Annotated in this window: 20 protein-coding genes and 1 other annotated feature; of the genes, 6 read left to right on the forward strand and 14 right to left on the reverse strand. The window is 37.6% G+C overall.

Features of this window, described 5'->3' with window-relative positions; translation table 11 throughout:
* Positions 1-667 precede the first annotated feature (667 nt).
* Both pepF and CRI88_RS04565 read right to left on the reverse strand, forming a co-directional pair.
* Positions 668-2485: an oligoendopeptidase F gene (gene pepF / locus CRI88_RS04560; RefSeq protein WP_101966428.1), complete on the reverse strand. Its 1818-nt coding sequence runs from the start codon at positions 2483-2485 to the stop codon at positions 668-670.
* Positions 2486-2536: 51 nt separating this feature from the next.
* Positions 2537-3574: a competence protein CoiA gene (locus CRI88_RS04565; protein WP_445352023.1), complete on the reverse strand. Its 1038-nt coding sequence runs from the start codon at positions 3572-3574 to the stop codon at positions 2537-2539.
* Here CRI88_RS04565 and CRI88_RS23260 point away from each other — a divergent pair.
* The gene (locus CRI88_RS23260; protein WP_445352025.1) at positions 3475-3687 is read left to right on the forward strand and encodes a hypothetical protein; all 213 of its coding nucleotides are present in this window, start codon (positions 3475-3477) and stop codon (positions 3685-3687) included. The genes CRI88_RS04565 and CRI88_RS23260 overlap by 100 nt on opposite strands.
* 227 nt (positions 3688-3914) lie before the next feature.
* Here CRI88_RS23260 and mecA read toward each other — a convergent pair whose 3' ends face one another.
* Both mecA and spxA read right to left on the reverse strand, forming a co-directional pair.
* A complete protein-coding gene (gene mecA, locus CRI88_RS04570; RefSeq protein WP_036126663.1) occupies positions 3915-4583 on the reverse strand; it encodes an adaptor protein MecA in 669 nt (222 codons plus the stop codon).
* Between the two features lie 434 nt (positions 4584-5017).
* Complete coding sequence (spxA, locus tag CRI88_RS04575) at positions 5018-5413, reverse strand: transcriptional regulator SpxA (RefSeq protein WP_025116803.1); 396 nt, start codon at positions 5411-5413, stop codon at positions 5018-5020.
* Positions 5414-5903: 490 nt separating this feature from the next.
* Positions 5904-6126 (forward strand) — a binding site (T-box leader).
* Positions 6127-6242: 116 nt separating this feature from the next.
* On the opposite strand from spxA, the gene trpS reads away from it, so the two are divergent.
* Positions 6243-7232, forward strand: a complete 990-nt coding sequence (trpS, locus tag CRI88_RS04580; RefSeq protein WP_101966430.1) for a tryptophan--tRNA ligase — start codon at positions 6243-6245, stop codon at positions 7230-7232.
* A 1-nt stretch (position 7233) separates the two neighbouring features.
* On the opposite strand, the gene CRI88_RS04585 is transcribed toward trpS, so the two are convergent.
* The 3 genes from CRI88_RS04585 to CRI88_RS04595 form a co-directional block, all read right to left on the reverse strand.
* Positions 7234-7455 (reverse strand): YuzI family membrane protein, encoded by a 222-nt coding sequence (locus CRI88_RS04585; protein WP_036126664.1) that lies wholly within the window; start codon positions 7453-7455, stop codon positions 7234-7236.
* 105 nt (positions 7456-7560) lie between these two features.
* Positions 7561-8802, reverse strand: a complete 1242-nt coding sequence (fabF, locus tag CRI88_RS04590; protein ID WP_058844655.1) for a beta-ketoacyl-ACP synthase II — start codon at positions 8800-8802, stop codon at positions 7561-7563.
* 30 nt (positions 8803-8832) lie between these two features.
* Positions 8833-9771 (reverse strand): beta-ketoacyl-ACP synthase III, encoded by a 939-nt coding sequence (locus tag CRI88_RS04595; RefSeq protein ID WP_058844656.1) that lies wholly within the window; start codon positions 9769-9771, stop codon positions 8833-8835.
* Between the two features lie 578 nt (positions 9772-10349).
* Here CRI88_RS04595 and CRI88_RS04600 point away from each other — a divergent pair.
* Entirely contained in the window at positions 10350-10544 is a 195-nt protein-coding gene (locus tag CRI88_RS04600) for a YjzD family protein (RefSeq protein WP_004227469.1), read from the forward strand.
* Positions 10545-10593: 49 nt separating this feature from the next.
* Here CRI88_RS04600 and CRI88_RS04605 read toward each other — a convergent pair whose 3' ends face one another.
* Positions 10594-12720: an ATP-dependent Clp protease ATP-binding subunit gene (locus tag CRI88_RS04605; RefSeq protein WP_082673756.1), complete on the reverse strand. Its 2127-nt coding sequence runs from the start codon at positions 12718-12720 to the stop codon at positions 10594-10596.
* 270 nt (positions 12721-12990) lie between these two features.
* Here CRI88_RS04605 and CRI88_RS04610 point away from each other — a divergent pair, with 270 nt between their 5' ends.
* On the forward strand, positions 12991-13677 hold the full coding sequence (locus CRI88_RS04610) for a Crp/Fnr family transcriptional regulator (protein WP_036126671.1): 687 nt from the start codon (positions 12991-12993) through the stop codon (positions 13675-13677).
* Positions 13678-14172: 495 nt separating this feature from the next.
* Here CRI88_RS04610 and CRI88_RS04620 read toward each other — a convergent pair whose 3' ends face one another.
* Both CRI88_RS04620 and CRI88_RS04625 read right to left on the reverse strand, forming a co-directional pair.
* A complete protein-coding gene (locus CRI88_RS04620) occupies positions 14173-14481 on the reverse strand; it encodes a metal-sulfur cluster assembly factor (RefSeq protein ID WP_036120908.1) in 309 nt (102 codons plus the stop codon).
* A gap of 53 nt (positions 14482-14534) precedes the next feature.
* Positions 14535-15299: a prolyl oligopeptidase family serine peptidase gene (locus CRI88_RS04625; protein WP_058843813.1), complete on the reverse strand. Its 765-nt coding sequence runs from the start codon at positions 15297-15299 to the stop codon at positions 14535-14537.
* Positions 15300-15420: 121 nt separating this feature from the next.
* On the opposite strand from CRI88_RS04625, the gene CRI88_RS04630 reads away from it, so the two are divergent.
* Together CRI88_RS04630 and CRI88_RS04635 are read left to right on the forward strand one after the other, a co-directional pair.
* A complete protein-coding gene (locus tag CRI88_RS04630) occupies positions 15421-16230 on the forward strand; it encodes a Cof-type HAD-IIB family hydrolase (protein ID WP_036120914.1) in 810 nt (269 codons plus the stop codon).
* 143 nt (positions 16231-16373) lie between these two features.
* Positions 16374-17231 carry a DegV family protein gene (locus CRI88_RS04635; RefSeq protein ID WP_036120917.1) on the forward strand — a complete coding sequence of 286 codons (858 nt, stop codon included), beginning with the start codon at positions 16374-16376 and terminating at the stop codon, positions 17229-17231.
* 44 nt (positions 17232-17275) lie between these two features.
* Here CRI88_RS04635 and CRI88_RS04640 read toward each other — a convergent pair whose 3' ends face one another.
* The 4 genes from CRI88_RS04640 to CRI88_RS04655 form a co-directional block, all read right to left on the reverse strand.
* Positions 17276-18805 (reverse strand): alpha-amylase family glycosyl hydrolase, encoded by a 1530-nt coding sequence (locus CRI88_RS04640; RefSeq protein WP_230593788.1) that lies wholly within the window; start codon positions 18803-18805, stop codon positions 17276-17278.
* A gap of 132 nt (positions 18806-18937) precedes the next feature.
* Positions 18938-19303, reverse strand: a complete 366-nt coding sequence (locus CRI88_RS04645) for a YisL family protein (RefSeq protein WP_036120921.1) — start codon at positions 19301-19303, stop codon at positions 18938-18940.
* Between the two features lie 180 nt (positions 19304-19483).
* Positions 19484-20386: a fumarylacetoacetate hydrolase family protein gene (locus CRI88_RS04650; protein WP_036120924.1), complete on the reverse strand. Its 903-nt coding sequence runs from the start codon at positions 20384-20386 to the stop codon at positions 19484-19486.
* Positions 20387-20510: 124 nt separating this feature from the next.
* Positions 20511-21677 carry a DUF418 domain-containing protein gene (locus CRI88_RS04655; protein WP_101966431.1) on the reverse strand — a complete coding sequence of 389 codons (1167 nt, stop codon included), beginning with the start codon at positions 21675-21677 and terminating at the stop codon, positions 20511-20513.
* Positions 21678-21703 lie beyond the last annotated feature (26 nt).

Below are 21703 nucleotides of genomic sequence, written 5' to 3' on the forward strand. Positions count from 1 at the left end.
AGTGACGCTGGCTCCACTCCAATCACCATGTGGCAAAAGTGTCTTTTCCTTATCTTTCATACGAGCATAATTAGAGGAAGGATAGGCTCTTATTTTCAATGTGGAGAAATGATGCGTACCGCTCCTCCATAAAATGAGTAGTGAACACCTTCCCTTTATTTAAAAACCATTGCTAAAGAGAAATATTTTTATCGGTTGAAGTGGAAGGCTTGACTACCTTGGGATAGCGAGGCGGAAGCGGCTTTGCGCTCGCCCACAGAAAAGCAAGTAGCCTGCAACGGTAATCCATTTTCACCTTTCACATAAATTCTATGGATATTTTGTTAGATAAAGCAAAATACAAAGAAGCGCCTCTATCCTCGACCGATAGAGACGCTTCTTTTTCACAAAGGGGATGGGAGAAATGTTCACGTTCAAACAAAGGGGTGTATGTTTGTTTTGTGATTTATTTCACAAGAATTACTCTATCATGGAATAATATATTTAGCAATGCAACCAATACTAGATTCACAAATTTGTCAAATAGAAAGCGATTACAAACAGTATTTTTCCAAGATGCACACTTTTAAACTATTTAGAAATCAAAAAAAATCATTATTCTTTCATTTGAAATAACATGGACAATATATAAAAAGGAGCAGTAGGAATATTCCCACCGCCCTTTTAATTAGTTATTCAACAATAATTTTTCTAACTCATTTAAACGCTCTTCAAATACTTTACATGCATCTTCAATCGGCTTAGCAACGTTCATATCAACACCTGCTGCCTTTAATACTTCTATTGGGAAATCAGAGCATCCAGCTTTTAAGAAGTTATTAATATAACGTTCTACAGCTGGTGCCCCCTCCTCTAAAATTTGTTTACTCAATGCTGTAGCGGCTGATTTACCAGTCGCATATTGATAAACATAGTAATTATAGTAGAAGTGTGGAATACGAGCCCATTCTAAGCCAATTTCCTCATCTACAATCATATCATCGCCGAAGTATTTTTTGTTTAGTTCATAATAAACCTCAGTTAAACGATCAGCTGTTAATGACTCACCGTTCTTATCCATTTGATGAATAAGATGTTCAAACTCTGCAAACATTGTTTGTCTGAATACCGTACTTCTGAAACCATCTAACCAATGATTTAATAGGTAAATTTTTTGTTGAGGGTCATCAATTGTTTTTAGTAAATAGTCATTTAATAACTCTTCATTACATGTTGAAGCAACCTCTGCGACAAAAATAGAATAATCTCCATAAACGAATGGCTGATTGTTACGTGAATAATAGCTGTGAACACTATGGCCAAATTCATGCGCTAATGTAAATAGATTATTCACATTGTCTTGCCAATTCATTAAAATATACGGATTCGTACCATACGCGCCTGATGAGTAGGCTCCACTACGTTTCCCTTTATTCTCTAATACATCAACCCAACGGTTATCCAATCCACTTTGGACGATGCTTTGATATTCTTCGCCTAATGGAGCTAGTGCTTTCACTAAAATATCTTTCGCTTCATCATAAGTGACTTTCATTTCCACTTCTTTAACAAGTGGTGCAAATAAATCCCACATATGCAATTCGTCTACACCTAATAATTTCTTACGTAACGAAATATAACGCTGCATAGCTGGTAAATACTTATGAATTGTTTCAACTAATTGATCATACACATTTTCTGGAATGAAATTATTAGACATGGCTGCATGGCGTGCAGAATCATAATGACGAATACGAGCACTCACATTATGCTTCTTCACATTACCCGTTAGCGTTGCCGAGAACGTATTTTTAAACTTGCCATATGCTTCGTACATAGCTTTAAATGCACCTTCACGCACTGAGCGATCTTTGCTCTCTAAAAACTTAATATAGTTACCATGTGTAAGTTGTACTTCCTCTCCCTCTTCATTTTTCACATAAGGGAAAACCATGTCCGCATTGTTTAACATACTGAATGTATTAGAAGCTGTACCCGTTACCTCAGACATTTGCGCTAGCAATGCCTCCTGCTCAGCTGGTAATACATGTGGACGTGCCATTGTAATTTCTTTTAAAGATTGCTTATATAATTGTAGGTCTTGATTTTCTGCTAAGTAGCCTTCAATTGTTTCTTCACTTAATGCTAAAATCTCTGGTGTTAAATATGAAAGACCAGCTGAGATACTAGTTGCCAATGTTTGAATGCGACTGTTCATATCTTGATAAAAGCTATTTGTTGTATCTTGATCATAGCGCATATGGGCATATGTGTAGAGCTTCATCGCACGCTCATATAGATGATCATGATATTGTAAAGCTGTTAATAATGCCTCTGCCCCATTATTTAAAGTACCTGCATAGCTCGGTGCTTGTTTAGCAAGCTCTGCAACTTCCTTCAATTCCTCTTCCCAAGCTTTATCTGTTGCAAAGATATCCTCTAAGCGCCATGTTAATTCTGCGGGTACTTCATTTCTAACCAAAATCTGATTACTGTTACTAGCCATGTATGCCAGCCCCCTTTATATGTGCTTTTTTCCTTTTACTCTCATATTTTCTCAATATATTGTGGCAATTGCAAATAAATGTACATATACATGCTCACAAATATCTAGCGACTGCTCTTCTTGAGTCATATGCTTCAAGAGCTGTCCATAATACAGGACAGCACTTACCGCCTGTGTTGTCACTTCTAGTTGATGCTTACTTAAAAAATGGTGAATCTCCTGCTTCGTTAACATAAAGGGCTGTCGACCTAATTGTTTACTAAAATGCAACAGCATCGTTTGCCATTCACTAGTAAACAAGGAGATGGCTGCTCCACCCTTCACTGGGATTCCAATGTAGGAAGGCATAGCAGTTAACGCAAAGTTTAATTCATAGCAATTTCGTAAAAATAAATCTTGCGCCCCCTTTTTACTATATAAAAGACGCGCAGATACAAATTGCCTACATGCTTGTTTATAAAGTTGCCAATACTGTTGAAATTCTTCTTGAGTAATTTGCTTCGGTATATAAAAAGGAAAGTGTTGTTGATTGACTGGTATTGTCTGAACTTTACCTATGAAAGTATGCCCATGTACATGAAGAAGATTCGTCCAATAAGTAAAATGGGCCGTCCTAGCGTTATACGTCATTAAATAAGGTACACCTGATGTAGTTGTCATAAACGATTTTTGCAGCAATGGGGAAATGGTAATTTTGCTGATGCCGTTGATTGCATCTTTGCTTTGAGGCGTTTGAAAAAGCCAAATTACTTGTATATCGTTTTTTTCGTAGCCAGCTGTACGTTGTTGCCATTTTTCATGGGAGATTGTGCTACATTGAAATTCAATTGCATAGTGACGATCATTTATTGTAATGAGCAAATCCGGGCGTTGAGCAAGCTGCTTTAAAAATGGCTCTAGCTCCACTTGATATCCATGCTTTGTGAGCCATTCAAATAATTGCATTTTACCTTGGAGATGAAGTTTAGATTCACCTTCAGCGAACAATTGTGGACAATGCTTTTTGGCGAAGTGTGAAAAATGGGGAATATTATGTTGACCTACTTTCAATTGAACTGGTTCTAGACATTGAGGACAAAAAAATTTCATTTGTCGCCTATATCGTTGTAAAGCTTTCCTCGTATATTGATATGGGAGAAATAGCTGCTGTTTGTTGTTATAAGCTACCAGCATTTAATCAACTCCTTTTTAGTCAACTATAATGGAGTTGGTTTGCCCTCACAAAAATTAAGCAATTATTTCTTGAAATTTAAAAAATGCCGTCTCATATATCTTCATTCAGCAGATTTCACAGCATGAGCAGAGAGGCCTGTACAACGCTGGTCAATTAACCGATGATAGCTTAAATAGGAATGCAAAAAAGGACTGTAGCAAAACTCAATAAATTTACGAGTTTTACTACAGTCTAAAAAATGAAGTATTTTAATGCTTATGCAAAGTATTTTCGAACTGTTTCAAAGCAATTAAATTCCATAATCTTTTCACCGTACTCCTCTAGACGGTGAATGGTTAAATTGGATGGTGTTAAAAATTCCTTGATGACCGCATTTCGATCATGACGATTTAAATCCTCATCTGCGTTCCCGAAATCAACAACTAAATAGTACCAATCTTCATATTTGAATAATGAGGAATCCACTAATTCGTCTGTCATTCGTTTTGCGACAGGGATTAACTCATCAATATCTTTAAATTTATAAACATAAATGTCTGTATCCATAAATAACTCTGACTCATCCATGTCACCAAGTTGAGTTAGCTGGCTAAGAAGATCTTCTCCAACTTCATCGAATGGTGCAAACATTTCTTTGTGTTCATCAAAACTCGAATGACCATCTAATGTTTCACCGTCTTTTAAAATATGTGCACGTGTGACAATGATTTCTAAGCCTACTTCAGATGCATTGATGTGAATCCAAATCGGACCCTCTACATCAAAGTAATCCTCCGTGTTTACTTCATCAATCATATCCCAAAAAAGTTGCTCACCCTTTGCTCGATTGTACCAAATTTCTTCACGACTATAGCCGCGATCCTCTATATCATTATACGTAATAAAGAGCTTGAGTGTATTTTCATTTACACGTTCGATGTCCACTAGACCTCATCTCCCTTCACTGTCATATGCTGAAAAACAGTTTTGTTTCATTAGTATGCTTTTATTCTTTGTTTTTAACCTTCATACTGCATTTGTTTTTCAACCTTTGACCACACTCAGTAAAACCATCGAGGAACCGCAAACATGATTTTTTTTGTTCACAGTTGTCTCTAACTCTATTGTATGCTGTTCTGTCATAAAATGAAAAGGATATACACCGTTTCACAGAAGATATTTGAATTATTGAAATTGTAGTAAACTATTTAACTTAAATCAAGTTTAACATACTTTTACGGAAATATATGACTTTTCCCTATCAATTATTATACTTCATATAGAAGGTTTTACATAAGTAAAACATAAAAAAATAGATGTCACAACATGCATTCCACATTTGTAACATCTACAATATATATTATTCAAAATGAGTAGGTTTAATTCACCATTCGTTGCGCTTCTTGAAGCTGATATGCTCGAACTTTTCGAGGTAGGAAGCGACGAATTTCATCTTCATTATAGCCAACTTGTAGACGTTTTTCGTCCAAAATAATTGGTCGGCGTAATAAACCAGGATACTCCTGAATTAATTCATATAAACGTTGTAGTGGTAAACTTTCAACATCCACATTTAATTTTTGAAATATTTTTGAACGAGTAGAAATGATTTCATCTGTCCCGTCTTCTGTCATACGTAAAATTTTTTTAATTTCACTAATACTTAGTGGCTCAGAAAATATATTACGTTCTGTATATGGAATTTCGTGCTCCTCTAACCAAGCTTTCGCTTTACGACAAGAGGTACAACTTGGTGATGTAAATAGGGTTACGATCATTCTGACACATCCTTTCATTTTGTAATCATTATCTATAAACCAGAACCAAAGTGTTAAATTAGAATTAATGTAAAGTAAAATACACAGTACCATTATACAGTACTCAGCTGTATTTGAATATAGTTCCAATAAAAAAAGACTGAACCCGTCACAAATTATTCTGTCTCTTTATACAGCTTTTAATAAAGCGTATTTCCTTCTATCTTATGTGCTACTACTAACATTCCCACTTTCAGTGCATTTTAAACATCCAAGCATGTATCTTAGTTGTTCTCATTTAAAAAGATTAAACGAGAAAATTGTCAATTTGACGTGTACACCTAAACACAATTTTAATAAAAAATTTTATATTTATAACAAAATTACACAACAAAAAAAGCATATAATTTTTTCTCGAAAAAAACCACCGTCAAAAGTCTGACTTTACACAATGGAATCTTTATAATATAATTCTTTGCAATCAAATCAATTTGAATAATTTAAATTGAGAAAAACGCTGACGAAGAGTAGTACATATGTTCATTTCACGTTTAGAGAGTCTGTGGTTGCTGCAAACAGATCGTGGAGGCATATGGAATGGACTTCCGAGTTAGCTTTGTGAACGCTATTAGAAGCTATTAGCAGAGCTCGTCCCTTCACGTTACGAAGCTGAGTGGCCTTTTAGGCAAGCTGGGTGGTACCGCGGATTCAAAACATCATTCGTCCCTTCATTAGAAAAAATCTAATGAGGACGCATGATGTTTTTTTGTCTTTATCGTGAGGTGGAAAAGTGAGCAAAACGCCACTGACAACCGTCACGGAATTTGAATTCGAGGAGGAACTTTTAATGACAACTATTTTTTCAGGCGTACAGCCTACAGGAATCGTTACTTTAGGGAACTATTTAGGAGCATTCAAGCAATTCCCTGCACTACAAGACGAAGGAAATGCTATTTATTGTATCGTTGATCAGCATGCGATCACGGTTGCCCAAGATCCTAAAGAATTACGTGAAAGCATTCGTAAGCTGGCAGCTACCTATATTGCTACTGGCATCGACCCTAAAAAATCTACGTTATTCATTCAATCAGAGGTGCCAGCGCATGCTCAGGCAGGATGGATGTTACAATGTGTTGCGTCTATCGGGGAGCTAGAACGTATGACACAATTTAAAGATAAATCACATGGTAAAGAAAGCGTTTCTGCTGCTCTTTTAACATATCCACCGTTAATGGCTGCAGACATTCTACTTTACAACACAAACATTGTCCCTGTCGGCGATGATCAGAAGCAGCATATCGAGCTAACTCGTGACCTTGCAGAACGTTTTAATAAACGCTTTGGTGACGTTTTAACAATTCCAGAAATTCAATTACCAAAAGCAGGCGCTCGTATTAAATCCTTACAAGAGCCAACAAAGAAAATGAGTAAATCTGACCCTAATACGAAAGCGACAATCCGTTTGCTAGATACGGCAAAGGACATTGAGAAAAAAATTAAATCAGCGGTTACGGATTCTGATGGTATTGTTGCATTTGATGTAGAAAATAAACCAGGTGTCTCGAATTTATTGACAATCGAATCGGCTATTTCTGGTATAGCCATTGAAGATTTAGTCAAAAAATATGAGGGAATTGGTTATGGTGGATTCAAGCAAGGTGTTGCAACAGCTGTTATCGAACATCTAACACCAATTCAAGAAAAATTCTATCATTTAGTAGAATCCTCTGAATTAGATGTCATCTTAGATGAAGGTGCTGAAAAGGCGAATACGATTGCCAGTGCTACATTAAAACGCATGGAAGATGCAATGGGTCTCGGCCGCACACGTCGCTAATTTATGGCTTGTCTGTGGAGCGATCAAAGCCTAAATCAAGCACAACAGCACAAATGATAATGCAGGCTCCTACCGCCATATAAAATTCCGTTGTTTGAAAAATAAATTTGAAAACAACCTTCCAGGAATAACCTAATGTTCGGTAATTTAAATACAATATGAGATTCCCTACAGAGAGAATCATTAAGCCATAGCTTACTAAAAATAAAAAGAGACGAAACACAGTAGAGGCATCCTTTCTATTTCTTCTTACTTATCATTTATTCACAAAACTATAAAAAAAGACGTCAGCCGTTTAAATTTGGCTGACGTTTTTTAAGTTTATATATTATGCTTCATATTTTTTGAATAGAAGACTGGCATTGTGACCACCAAAACCAAGAGAATTACTCATCGCATATTGAATGTTTGCTTCTCTCGCTTCGTTTGGAACATAATCTAAATCACATTCTGGATCTGGATCTACTAAATTAATTGTTGGAGGTAAAATGCCTTCTTTTAAGGCTAATGCTGTGAAAATCGCTTCCACACCACCAGCTGCTCCTAATAAGTGACCCGTCATAGACTTTGTAGAGCTCATAGCAAGCTTATACGCATGATCACCAAAAGTAGTTTTAACAGCTTGTGTTTCAAATAAATCATTGTAAGGTGTGCTAGTACCATGTGCATTAATATAATCAACTTGTGATGGATCAACTCCACCATCTGTCAATGCTTGCGTCATTGCACGTGCTGCCCCCTCACCCTCTGGAGCTGGAGCCGTAATGTGATGTGCATCACCTGTTGCACCATAACCTAAAACTTCAGCATATATTTTAGCGCCACGAGCTTTTGCATGTTCATACTCTTCTAGAATAACGATACCAGCGCCTTCTCCGATAATAAAACCATCGCGGTTTTTATCAAATGGACGACATGCTGCTTGTGGGTCTGGATTTAATGATAAAGCTGTATTTGCACAGAAGCCTGCCACAGCCATTGTAACGATTGGTGATTCAGCACCACCTGAAATCATCACATCTGCATCCCCACGTTCAATTACTTTAAAGGCATCACCAATGGAGTTTGTTCCCGAAGCACACGCCGTTACAGAACATGAGTTAATACCTTTTGCACCAACGTGAATAGATACTTGCCCTGAAGCCATATCAGGAATCATCATTGGAATGAAGAATGGGCTGACACGTCTTGCGCCACGCTCTTGGAATGTTAAAAATTGTTGTTCATAAGTTTCCATACCGCCGATACCAGAGCCAATCCATACACCCGCACGTGGAGCTAGCTCTTCATCAATTGTTAATTGTGCATCTTCCATTGCCATAATGGAAGCGGCTAACGCGTAGTGCGTAAAACGATCCATTTTACGTGCTTCTTTACGATCAATATATTTTTCAATATCGAAATCCTTCACTTCTGCTGCGATTTTTGCTGCAAAAAGTTCTTTATTCAATCGTGTCAGCTCACCAATGCCAGATTTACCAGCCTTGATGTTAGCCCATGTTTCTTCGATACTATTTCCTAGTGGTGTCACTGCGCCAATTCCTGTAATTACTACTCGTCGTTTACTCATTGTCTTACTCCCCTCAAGCATTTTTCCTTCTTATTTTCCCCATCTCATGGCTACGGCACCCCATGTTAAGCCGCCACCAAAACCAACGAGGACTAATAAGTCATCCTCTTTAATCTTACCTGCTTCGAGCTCATCTACCAAGGAAATACCAATAGATGCTGCTGAAGTATTTCCATATTTATGAATCGTTTTTGACATTTTTTCAGGTGGTAGCTCTAATCGCTCACGAGCAGATTCCATAATTCGTATATTTGCCTGATGCGGCACTAAAAAATCTACGTCTTCTTTTGTTAATCCTGCTTTCTTTAACACATTAACAGCCGATTCACCCATTTGACGTACAGCAAACTTAAACACTTCACGACCATTCATTGTAATCGTGTCTTGCTGTGTTAAATAAAGGTTTTTACCGCCTGTACCATCAGCACCAAGTTCAAATGATACAATACCTCTGCCTTCAGATACTGGCCCAACAATGGCTGCACTAGCACCATCACCGAATAAAACAGCTGTATTACGATCCTTCCAATCAATGACTTTCGACAGCTTTTCTACACCTACTACTAAGACATATTTATAAGTATTTGCCTCTACAAAGTGCTTCGCTGTCACTAAGCTATATATAAATCCTGCACATGCCGCTGCTTGATCCATCGCCGCCGCATTCACTGCTCCGATTTGTTCCTGAACCATACATGCTACACTTGGAAAAGTTTGATCCTGTGTGACAGTTGCTACAAGTATTAAACCAATTTCCTCTGGCGTAATACCCGCTTTTGCAATAGCTTCTTTAGCAGCTGCTACTGCTAAATCTGAAGTTTCCTGATCCTCTGCCGCAAAATGACGTTCTTCAATGCCTGTTCGAGTTCGAATCCATTCATCTGAAGTATCCATTATTTTTTCCAAATCAAAATTTGTAACGACCTTCTCAGGAACATATTTGCCAATTCCTATAATACCAGCGTTCATATAGCAACCCCTCAGCTTTCTTACTATCAATTATTAGTAACTGGTCATAATTATAACGCATACGAAAGGAAGGACGCAAGATGATTTAAAATTAATGTGTTTTGGACGTGGTGGAGATTTTATTTTTGGTGAGGGCTGACTCTTTATTAGGTTAGGCGAGAGTTTTGGCATTATCGTCATTTTTAAGCGGGTGAACTTCTACGTCATAGTACTGTTCACCTTTTTATGAACGGAGTGTCTTACTTAGGGGCGCTTTCTACTAGCTCTGAGCCAAGTCCCTACTATTAATTAGAGCGCTTCTTCACTCGTTACGAGCAAAAACCCTAATCGAGACAAATTCCCCTGACTCTTCTTCATTACAAAGCACACACTAACTTCCTATCATTAAACATCAGCATACCTTCTGCAATCAAATGCTACGATATACCGTTGAATATAAATTGCAGATCCTCGTATTTGTTGTGACAAATTCGCCATGTTTCACATAAAAGGTTCATTTTTTTTCGATTTATGTTATGATATGATAATGAATATGAGTAAAACCTTATAATGAAAAAAGTTCGGTTGAGGTGAAATTAATGCAATATATCGTAACGTTCATATGGTCATTCCTACTAGTTTCTATGTTAAACTACGTAGTCAGCTCTGTACTTGGTGTACCATTTGATTTTAAAACAGGGGCAATCGTTTCTGTTGTATTCTCCATTCTAATCTTTATTATTGGAGCAATCATTCCAAACGACCCTACACCAGAAGCTGCAGACCATCATTAATTTATCTAGAAAAAACCTGTTCAGCACATTGCCGAACAGGTTTTTTCTGTTATTTTTCCACAACACATTGACCATCACGCATTTTCACATGCAAAGTTTCTCCTGGTAAAACCTCACCACGAAGCAGTTCTCTAGCTACTGCTGTTTCGATATGTCGTTGTACAAAGCGTTTTAATGGTCTCGCTCCAAACTGAGCATCCGCTCCTTGCTGTACTACCCAGTCAATAACCTCTTGCTCGACAGATAAAGTAATTTCCTGTTCTGCCACACGTTTAATCAGTTGCTCCACGTACTTCCAAGCAATCGCAGTAAAATGCTTTGTAGATAAAGCATGGAAAAAAATAATGTCATCCATACGGTTTAATAATTCTGGTTTAAAATGTTGGCGTAGGGCCGCCATGACTAAGTCTTCAACAGCATTATCGCCTTCTTTTGCCTCCATTAAATAACTAGAGCCAATATTGGATGTTAGAATGACCACTGTATTTGTAAAATTCACCATACGTCCCTGACTATCTGTAATGCGGCCATCATCTAAAATTTGTAATAAAATATTCGCCACATCTGGATGTGCTTTTTCAATTTCATCTAGGAGGACCACGGAATATGGATTTCGGCGTACAGTCTCTGTTAATTGTCCGCCCTCCTCATAACCTACATAGCCTGGAGGAGCACCAACGAGACGAGACACACTATGTTTCTCCATGTATTCACTCATATCAATTCGAATAAAGTGATCTTCTGCATCAAATAACTGCGCAGCAAGTGCCTTAGCAAGCTCAGTTTTACCAACACCTGTTGGACCTAAGAATAAAAAGCTCCCAATCGGACGATGTGGATCTTTAATACCCGCACGTGCACGCCATACAGCTTCTGTTACTAATTGTACTGCTGTGTCTTGACCGACTACTCTTTCATGTAATGTATCCTTTAATCGTAGAAGTTTTTCACGCTCTCCTTCTACTAATTTTGTTACAGGAATTCCTGTCCAGCGGGAAACGATCGCAGCAATTTCATCTGCCGTTACTTCTTCACGTAAAATGCGGGATTCTGCCCCATTTTCTAACTGTTTTTCGAGTTCCTGAATTTCCTTTTCTAATGTTGGGATTTTGCCATGGCGTAATTCCGCAGCTTTATTTAAATCATATTTACTTTCTGCTTCATCTAAATCACGACGGTATTTATCTAATGTTTCCCGTTTTTTCTGAATGTCGTGTAACATTTCTTTTTCTGCTTCCCATTGTTGGCGCATGCCCTCTGAGGATTCTTTTAATTTTGTTAATTCCTCACGCAATTGCTCTAGACGTTTTTTACTTGCCTCGTCCTTTTCCTTACGTAATGCCTGTTCTTCAATCTCAAGCTGCATAATGCGACGTGTCACTGCGTCTAATTCTTGTGGCATCGAATCAATTTCTGTACGAATCATCGCACAAGCCTCATCAATTAAATCAATTGCCTTATCAGGTAAAAATCGCTCTGTAATATATCGGTTGGACAGTTCTGCTGCCGCAACAATTGCTCTGTCATGAATTCGTACTGCATGATGTAATTCAAATCGTTCTTTTAAGCCCCGTAAAATGGAAACCGTATCCTCAATCGAAGGCTCACGTACAAGAACTTGCTGGAATCGTCGCTCTAAGGCAGGATCTTTTTCAATGTACATACGATACTCATCTAGTGTTGTAGCACCAATACAATGTAGTTCACCGCGTGCAAGCATAGGCTTGAGCATATTCCCTGCATCCATAGCACCGTCTGTTTTGCCTGCGCCGACGATGGTATGAATTTCATCAATAAATAAAATGATTTGTCCTTCTGAATCTTTCACCTCTTTTAACACACCTTTTAAGCGCTCTTCAAATTGGCCACGATAGCTTGCCCCTGCGATTAAAGCACTCATATCTAGCTCATATAACACACATTCTTTCAAGCCCTCTGGCACATCGCCTTTCACAATACGCTGTGCTAAACCCTCAACAATCGCTGTTTTACCAACTCCTGGTTCACCAATTAATACAGGATTATTTTTCGTTTTGCGTGTTAAAATACGAATGACATTTCGAATTTCCTCATCACGCCCGATAACAGGGTCCATTTTGCCGTTTTTAACTTCTTCAATCAAATTTCGTCCAAATTGCTCTAGTGGTTTTTTGTTATCTGTTTGTTGAAATTGCATAGCTAGCACTCCTTTACCATCATGTTTCTTATCATTGTTATACCCATTCTTGTTCTTTTAAAAAAGTTTGACCTTTTTTGACTAACTTTATTTTACATCAATCGACATTGCTTCGCAAAGAAATCGCACTAAAATTTTTTCACGGATTATGGAAATTTACGTTATAATAATGGTATGTTTCTATGTTTTAGTATCGAAAAATCCACTATCCTTTTGTAATAATTGCCGTTTATTACAAAAAGAAAGCGATGTGTTGGAGATATGGTTTTAATGGATAATATGTTTGAAAAAATGAAGGATCTATTTCAAAAGCATGGTGTTTTTATCAAAGTGAATAAAGGAAATAAAATTTTTCTAGAGGGTGAACGGGCAAAAGAAATTTATTACATCCAATCTGGTGTGATTTCGATAAGCCAAGAAACCGAAACTGGCAAGGAATTAACTATTCGTATTTGTGGTCCTGACAGTATAATTGGAGAGGGGTCATTATTTTGTAACCTAGTCTATAATTCCATGACTGCAAAGGTATTAGAGCCTTCTACGATGTATGTGTTAAGTCGTAAATCATTGGAGCATTTACTAGAAGATCAGCCTACTGTTATGGTGGAATATATAAAGTGGTTGCAAACAGAAAACTTAAAGCATCAAAGTCGTTTGCGTGATTTAGTGTTAAATGGAAAAAAAGGTGCTTTATTTTCAACGCTCATTCGGCTTTCCAATACGTATGGTAAACCTTTAGAAAATGGCTCGATTTTTATTGATTTCCAGCTAACAAATACGGAAATTGCGAATTTGTGTGCAACAAGTCGTGAAATGATTAATCGCATGTTGAATGATTTAAAAAAACACGATATTATCACTTTTGATAAAGGCTTTATTACAATTCATGATTTACAATTTTTAAAAAATGAAATTGCTTGTGAAAATTGTCCATTACAAATATGCCGTATCGATTAATTTCGTTACAAACGAAATCCCTGCCTATAAAATATAGCAGGGATTTTATCGTGTTGAAAAACAAAACCATCCATAGCATTTTTGTGAAGGGTGAAAATGGATTTCCGTTGCAGGCTACTTGCTTTCCTGTGGGCGAGCGCCGAGCCGCTTCCTCCGTGCAGGGGCTCGCCTGTCTCGCTATCCCACGGGAGTCAAGTAGCCTTCCACCCCAATCCATAAAAATATTTCTTTTTAGCAAGGTTTTCAAATAAAGTGAATGTTTTCACTACTGGTGTTGTCACTCATCACTTCTCCACATTGAAAATAAGAGTCTATCCTTTTACCACATGGGTGATTGGAGCAGCGGCTTATCGGACGCCCCCTGGAAAGGACGCTGGGGAACGGAAATCAACCTCTCGCCTTGCTAAAGGTTCTTTTCTACTATGAACATCATCTTTTTTCAACAACATGAAATCCCTGCCTATAAAATAAGCAGGGATTTTTAATGTTGCAATTTTAGCGTACGCCTAATGCCATTTTTGCATAGCGTGACATTTTGTCTTTTGACCAAGGTGGATTCCATACAATGTTAACATTTGTACTTTTCACTTCTGGAAGTTCCCCTAATGCCGTATTCACCTGATCCACAATAACTGGCCCAAGTGGGCATCCCATCGATGTTAATGTCATCGTAACAGTTGCTACACCTTCATCATCTAAATCTACATCATATACTAAACCTAAGTTGACGATATCAATCCCAAGCTCAGGGTCAATTACATTTTCTAAAGCACCAAACATGCTATCTTTCATATCTTGATCCATTCGTATTTCTCCTTCCATCATAGTGTTAACCTTATCATAGCAGATGCATCCTGTTATGCCAAATGCTGTGCAAGCCAGTCTGTTGCTGCTAGCATACCGTCACGTGGAACTGCATGTCCTGCCTTTTTGTTCACCATAAACTTTAAATATTCAGGGCTTGCTTGATAGTATTCCCGTAATGTCTCATAAAATTTATACGTTTCATGGAAAGGTACTGTTTTATCTAATTCTCCATGCCAAAAGAAAACCGGACGACCTGCGAATTTTTCTGGCGTTAAACTAACATCATATTTAGCTAAGAGCTCATTGACTTTTCGGACATCTTCCTCTGACATCGGCCAATTGATACCGCTTTTTGCAAATTGCTGCAATTGATATTCACCTAATTTAATAAAACCTGGTGCACCCATACATATTGACGCTGTTTTTATCCAATCATAAAGTTTTAAACAGCCGGAGGTCACGATGCCGCCCATTGAAGTACCTGCTATGCCAATATTATGACTGGCCAATAAATTTTTATTCCTTAATTCATCATATAATTGTTGCACTTCATGAATAGAATTTAAAACAATATCCCAAAATTTCAAGTTCATTTGTATTTCTGTAAGGCCTTCGCTACGGTCACCATGAAATTTTGCATCCGGTAATAGGACACGCACCCCCTTATGCACCAATTGGTATGCATAGTGTAAGTTATGTTCTTTCGCGCTCATAAAGCCATGCAAAAAAATCACTACTGGGGTTTCTTCATTCATCTTGTCTGTATGTATATGTAATAAAGGAATATTTCCCCACACTTCTTTTTCTACAAACATTTTTGTCACTCCCAACTATTGTCTCATCTTTATGTTAGCAAACTTTTTTCACTGTGACAAAATTTTGACGAATGAAAGACAAAGAGATACTATTCAAACTATAGGAAAGGGGCAACGAGCTATGAAACCGCATTTAATCGTACTAGACTTAGATGGTACTTTATTAACAGACCAACAACAAATCTCAGCAAAAACGAAAAAAACATTATTGCAGGCTAAGGAATTAGGGCATCAAGTGATGATTGCAACGGGGCGTCCATACCGTGCAAGTGATCTTTATTATCATGAACTTGGGCTCACTACACCCATTGTCAATTTTAATGGCGCATATGTACATCATCCCAAAAATGTATCTTGGCAACATATGCACACACCGATTGATTTAAGTGTTGTACATGATGTTGTTGGATCCATCAATAGTTACGAGTATGAAAATATTATCGCTGAGGTAAAAGATGATATTTATGTACACACAGAGGACGATCGTATCTTAAATATTTTTAATATGGGTAATCCCAAAATCACACTTGGGGATTTATACACACACCTCTTGGAAAATCCCACAAGTTTATTAATTCAAGCAAATGAAGCGAATTCGGTCATTATACGTGACCATTTACAGGCGGTGCACGCAGAAGTTATTGAGCATCGTCGATGGGGCGCGCCACTTCATATTATTGAAATTGTACGTCGCGGCTTAAATAAAGCTGTGGGTATTGCGCATGTGGCAAAAGATTTAGGTATTCCACGTGAGCGTATCATCGCGTTTGGTGATGAAGACAATGATTTAGAAATGATCGAATATGCTGGACTTGGTGTAGCGATGGGGAACGGTATTCCAAGTCTTAAAAACATTGCCAATGAAATTACAGCAACAAATAATGATGATGGAATCGCAAAAATCCTCATTGAACGCTTGAAATTATCATAGTTAAGTAGTAAGTTCAAGTTAACATTCCATTTTTACCAGTTTAACTTTATTCAGTGGTACCCCTTCCATTTACCTTAAGTGAGTACCGACTGAATAAAGTTAAAAATACTTGATGAGTAAGTTGAAATTAGGGGGACAAGAGAATGAAGATTTTTACGGATAGTGGATGCGATCTACCGAAGTCTTACTATGAAGAAAATGATGTCGTGTTACTCCCTTTACGAGTGCAATTGAACAACAAAGAATATGAAGATGTCATTACGATTGATTCCAAAGAGATTTACGATGCCATCCGCCAAGGTGCTCAACCAAAAACATCACAAGTGTCACCTGAGCTGTTTTTAAAGCACTTTGAGGAACTAGCTAAAAATGAAGAAGAAGGCATCTATATTGCCTTTTCATCGGAATTATCCGGCACATATAGTACTGCTCAAATGATTCGCAATCAAGTATTAGAGCAATATCCTTCATTAAAATTAGTCATTATCGACTCTAAATGCGCTTCACTAGGACATGGTCTAGTTGTAGAGGAAGCAGTTCGCCTTCGAAATATAGGGGTATCCTTAGAGGACATGGCCTCTAAAATGAGTGCATATGCACCTCAGATGGAGCATTTATTTACAGTAGAAGATTTAGATTACCTTGCCAAAGGTGGTCGTGTATCCAAGGCCAGTGCCTTTTTAGGTGGTCTTCTGAGCATTAAACCTATTTTAAATGTAGAGGAAGGCAAGCTGATACCTATTGAAAAGTCACGTGGTCGTAAAAAAGCACTTAATCGTATGTTAGATTTAATGCAGGAGCGTGGCGGAAGCTTTACGGATAAAATTGTTGGTATTAGTCATAGTGATGATGTGGCCTTTGCCAATGAAGTAAAGGCTTCTATTCAGGAACGTTTTTCTCCTCAAGCTGTTCAAATTACTATGATTGGCTCTGCAATCGGTTCACATGTAGGACCAGGCACTATTGCAATCTTCTTTACGAACAAAAGCTATCAAGGCTAATAAAAAGCATGTTAGGATTGCTCCTAACATGCTTTTTCGTTGTGCTATGGTTGTTGGACGTCTTGTTCTTGACGACGAACTTTTCCTCGTTTAATGATGATAACAACAAAGCCGATAAAGATTACCCACACTAAACCAAGGGCAACCATGTAGGGCATGTTTAAGCCTTCATCATTGCGAACCTGATAAATCTCAACCATTTCTCGGTCTAAAATAACAGGATAAACCTCTTTTTCATTTATACGAACTTTTTCCTCATGTAAAATTCCGTTCAGCATTTTCCCTTCACCAAGTTGCGCTGGTGTTAAGTCCACACGTTGCGTTTTGCCTGTATTATTCACCATAATTACCCACTTTTCTTCGTCAGAGGTACGTGTGAAGACAAGTAGGCCATTGTCATTTGTAATTACTTCAAAATCACCTTTACGTAAAGTTGCAGATTGATTACGTAAGGATTGAACATTTTTAATATAATCAATCAATTCTTCGTCTGTTTTAAAGTTATACAACTGATGTGTATCTGGTTTTGCTTCCCCATTCATGGCGATTTCTGTACCATATTGTACAACGGGAATCCCAGGAAGCATAAATAAAGCACCCATCGCCATTTTTAAGCGTGTAGGCGGAAACATATTTTCAGTCGCAGAATCGAATGTAAAACGATGGGTTTCAAGTGAATCCACCATAATCTGTGTCGGCTTCTCTCCTGTAAAAGGCTCCATTAATTTAGACGAATCCATATCCACGTTTTTAAAAATATTACGATAAATATCCGCTGTTGCTGGTGAGAAGGTTGCATCAAAATCAGCATCACTTTCTTCATTAGCAATCACGTAAAGAGATGCTTTTGTCTCTTTTAATGCTGCAATCATCGCATTGACAAACGCTATATCAGCCTCTGCAATATTCGTTAAACGAATACCACCAACATCATATGTAGAAACAAATTCAGTGGCTGATTGAATGAGCGCCTCTTGCACAGCTTTGTTCGATAAATCCCATTGTACTTGTCCATTATTCGTAGAAGCAATCCAGTCAGCTTTTGATGAGTCCTTTGCCCATTCATGATTTGGACTCACATTATTGAGCGGGAAATCCACCATGATGGACATATTTTTAGCTTTATAGGCTTCTACAACACTTTGGAATTCTTCTGTTGTTCCAAAATGACGTTCGATTGTCGTGTAGCTTGTAAGTAGTGATCCATCATATTTCTCTGTAGAAAAAATAGGACCAATAGAAACAATTGTAAAACCCATCTCACCAATAAATTTTAGCTTATCTTGCAGACCTGTAAAATCGCCTCCTGCAAATTTCGAAGGGTCTTTCGTATTTGTATCAAAATCGTTTGTGCCCGAACCATTAAAGAAACGGTCAACGAGTAAATCAAAGATGCTTTCTTCTGCTATCGATGTTGTCGCTTTTTCATCCGCATGCGCTACTGGTGTAGTACTTACGAATGAAGTTGCTAATAAAAGTGATGCAGCCGTCGCACTTATCCACTTCTTAAATTTCACTGTTATTCCCTCTCTTTCAAACCAATCCATCGTCATTTTACCAAATAACACTGTCACGTCGCTATCTTTTCAAAAGATTTTACGAAAATGCGAAATGAATTAGGGCAAAAAGGTGTCAGTTCTCTCGTATTCACCCTTTTAGCAAAATAAAAGCCGTGAAGCAAATACTTCACGACCTTTAAGAAATTATTATGCTAGGAAATTAATGTTTAATGGTAGCTTAAAGCCTAAGAACAGCGTGATAAATAGGAATACTGCGAATAATGCCCAAAACATCCCTGTTGGTTTGTTTTTCTTTTGACGCACTAATACCATTTCCATCATACCAATTACTAAAATACCGAATAAAAATTTCAGTCCGTACATCATCGGGTCTCCAGCCTGATATTTAAAGAATAATGCCCCACCTGTGATGATAATTAATACGTAGAATAGACGTAAAGCCATATGTAAGCCCTTTGATTGCTTGCCCATTAGTGCAGCGATTAAAAAGATAACAATAGCAATAACCCACGTAGTAATATGCAAATGCGTTTGGCTAGTTAAAAAACTCATGTTTGTCCCACCTCATTCATTTTTCTATCAAACTCTATCCTACCATGCGATGGAAAGGGTTTCAAACATTACAACAGTGTTCACATAATTTACATCAATTATAGCTCGACATCTCACAGCCTATCGAGTGTAGAAAGAAAAAATCCGCGGAGTAAAGACTCACGCGGATGGTTATCGTCATTATTCAAAATGGTTGACTAATGTACCAATGCCTTGAATAGATACTTTTACTGTATCCCCAGCCTTTAAGAACTGTGGCGGGTTCATCCCTTTTCCAACTCCTGCAGGCGTACCTGTTAAAATAACATCTCCTGGCTCTAATGTTACATGTTGAGATAGAATAGATACTAAGGTTTCAACAGAGAACATCATATCCTTCGTAGAACCGTTTTGGCGTACTTCATCATTGACCTTTGTCACCACTGTTAAGTCTTGTGGATTTGGAATTTCATCCTTTGTCACAAGGTATGGTCCAAGAGGGCAAGTACCTTCCAAGCTTTTACCTAAGAAAAATTGTTTATGCTTGTCTTGTAAATCACGAGCTGATATATCATTAGCAATTGTATAACCAAATACATAATCAAATGCTAAATTTTTAGGAATATTTTTACCACGTTTTCCAATAACAATCGCTAGCTCACCTTCATAGTCCATTTTGGAAGAAAGGTCAGCATGAATGGAAATTGTTTGTCCATCCGCTGCAATAGCAGTTGGTGATTTTGTAAATACCATTAAATCTGTTGGTGCTGCTTCTGCACCCATTTCTTTGGCATGTTCATCATAGTTTTTACCGATACACATAATATTTTTGGGTGTACGCGGAATTGGTGAAAGCCACTCGATATCTGTAAATTCACGTTTAAAACTATCGGCACGATCTGATTTTTCTGCTGCTTCTACTAATTTACGAATCTGTTCAACGAAATCAAAGCCTAAAGCAATGCCATCCACAATTGAACTTGAAAAAGAAGGGAGAACTTGAAGTTCATTTTGAATAGCGAGTACATCCCATACCGCTTCTTCTTTTTTTACTTTTGGTCCAAAGCTTACATGTCCACCTAATTTGAATGATAAAATTTTCATGATTTTAAGAGCTCCTTCTTTTTTCTACATAATACAACAATATGATAGAAATTGCCTTACTTTTGCGACAATAATTTTATAAGTTGTACTATCTTCATAAATTATGCATGTGAAGAGGCATATATTAACGTGATTCCACGTTTTGCTTATACGTTAATTTACGCCATATCGCCTCTAATGGTCCTTGTTTCCACTTAGATAACCAAACTTCAGCTAGGATCATTTGCACAACAATAATGCCGATAGCAATTAGTACCCCTGTTTCCACAGTGACTTTACCGTACCAGCCAAAGCCAAATTGGTAGAATAAACAAGTACCTATAATAGATTGAAGAATATACATCGTTAAGGACATACGACCAATTTTAGCAAAAGGACTAAGTAACTTCGGTACAATTGGCACTAAGCAAAGTAACACAATGACCCCGATATACCCTACTGCTAAAATTGGACCACCTATGTATACCTTTAAATAATCTAGTAAATATGTTCTTGTAAACATAATTGGTAAACTTTTAACACCGATACCAATGACCAACCCCGTGATCGCTAATGTCAGCCAGAGCCATTTCAATTCTTTAGCTCGTTCTACTAGACGCCATTTTGACGCTGCAGCACCTATTAACATATACGGTAAAATAGTGAACAGTGCTGCAAACCACATCCCTATGCCTGCCTGCGTCGATAAATCTGTTAAGCGTTGCATAAAGGCATCTACCCAATTGCCTGTACCATAAGCCGTAATAGCCTTCTCTACAGATACGATATCTAAATAATCATCTACCTTGGTATTAAAAAGAATAATTCCTACAACGAATAACATAAAAACTTGCATTAAACCGTTAATAATAAATGCACTAGCTACTAACCAAATAGGACTAAAGCGTAGGAATAGCACTAAAAAAACGCCACAGAACGCGTACATCATTAATATATCGCCCCACCAAATCAGCACAGCATGTAGAAAACCAAAAACAAACAATACAGACAGTCTGCGAAGACCTAGTGTGTAAAAATTTTGTTCACGGCTCTGTGCTTTTTGCCACTGCATGGCAAGCCCATAACCAAATAGCATTGCAAATAATGGGTAAAAGCTTCCCTGCACATATATGTCTATATTTTTTTGCCAAACGATATCAGATGGTGTTGTAAACCACGATGCCAAATCAATATGCGGCATTGGCAAATAAAAGGTATACATATTTACAAGTAAAATACCTACCAAACTAATGCCTCGTAAAATATCTAATGTTGCCATTCGTTCCTGCAACATGGTCGGTTTTGACTCCACGAAATAGCCTCCTCTTGACTAAATGC

It is taken from the genome of Lysinibacillus fusiformis (assembly GCF_002845985.1).
Classification (GTDB): Bacteria; Bacillota; Bacilli; order Bacillales_A; family Planococcaceae; genus Lysinibacillus; species Lysinibacillus fusiformis_D.

Bases quoted from the DNA above. Each gene is read 5' to 3' on its own strand.
- pepF (WP_101966428.1), bottom strand. From the start codon at position 2,485: ATGGCTAGTAACAGTAATCAGATTTTGGTTAGAAATGAAGTACCCGCA.
- CRI88_RS04565 (WP_445352023.1), bottom strand. From the start codon at position 3,574: ATGAAATTTTTTTGTCCTCAATGTCTAGAACCAGTTCAATTGAAAGTA.
- trpS (WP_101966430.1), top strand. From the start codon at position 6,243: ATGACAACTATTTTTTCAGGCGTACAGCCTACAGGAATCGTTACTTTA.
- fabF (WP_058844655.1), bottom strand. From the start codon at position 8,802: ATGAGTAAACGACGAGTAGTAATTACAGGAATTGGCGCAGTGACACCA.
- CRI88_RS04595 (WP_058844656.1), bottom strand. From the start codon at position 9,771: ATGAACGCTGGTATTATAGGAATTGGCAAATATGTTCCTGAGAAGGTC.
- CRI88_RS04600 (WP_004227469.1), top strand. From the start codon at position 10,350: ATGCAATATATCGTAACGTTCATATGGTCATTCCTACTAGTTTCTATG.
- CRI88_RS04605 (WP_082673756.1), bottom strand. From the start codon at position 12,720: ATGCAATTTCAACAAACAGATAACAAAAAACCACTAGAGCAATTTGGA.
- CRI88_RS04610 (WP_036126671.1), top strand. From the start codon at position 12,991: ATGGATAATATGTTTGAAAAAATGAAGGATCTATTTCAAAAGCATGGT.
- CRI88_RS04620 (WP_036120908.1), bottom strand. From the start codon at position 14,481: ATGGATCAAGATATGAAAGATAGCATGTTTGGTGCTTTAGAAAATGTA.
- CRI88_RS04625 (WP_058843813.1), bottom strand. From the start codon at position 15,299: ATGTTTGTAGAAAAAGAAGTGTGGGGAAATATTCCTTTATTACATATA.
- CRI88_RS04630 (WP_036120914.1), top strand. From the start codon at position 15,421: ATGAAACCGCATTTAATCGTACTAGACTTAGATGGTACTTTATTAACA.
- CRI88_RS04635 (WP_036120917.1), top strand. From the start codon at position 16,374: ATGAAGATTTTTACGGATAGTGGATGCGATCTACCGAAGTCTTACTAT.
- CRI88_RS04645 (WP_036120921.1), bottom strand. From the start codon at position 19,303: ATGAGTTTTTTAACTAGCCAAACGCATTTGCATATTACTACGTGGGTT.
- CRI88_RS04650 (WP_036120924.1), bottom strand. From the start codon at position 20,386: ATGAAAATTTTATCATTCAAATTAGGTGGACATGTAAGCTTTGGACCA.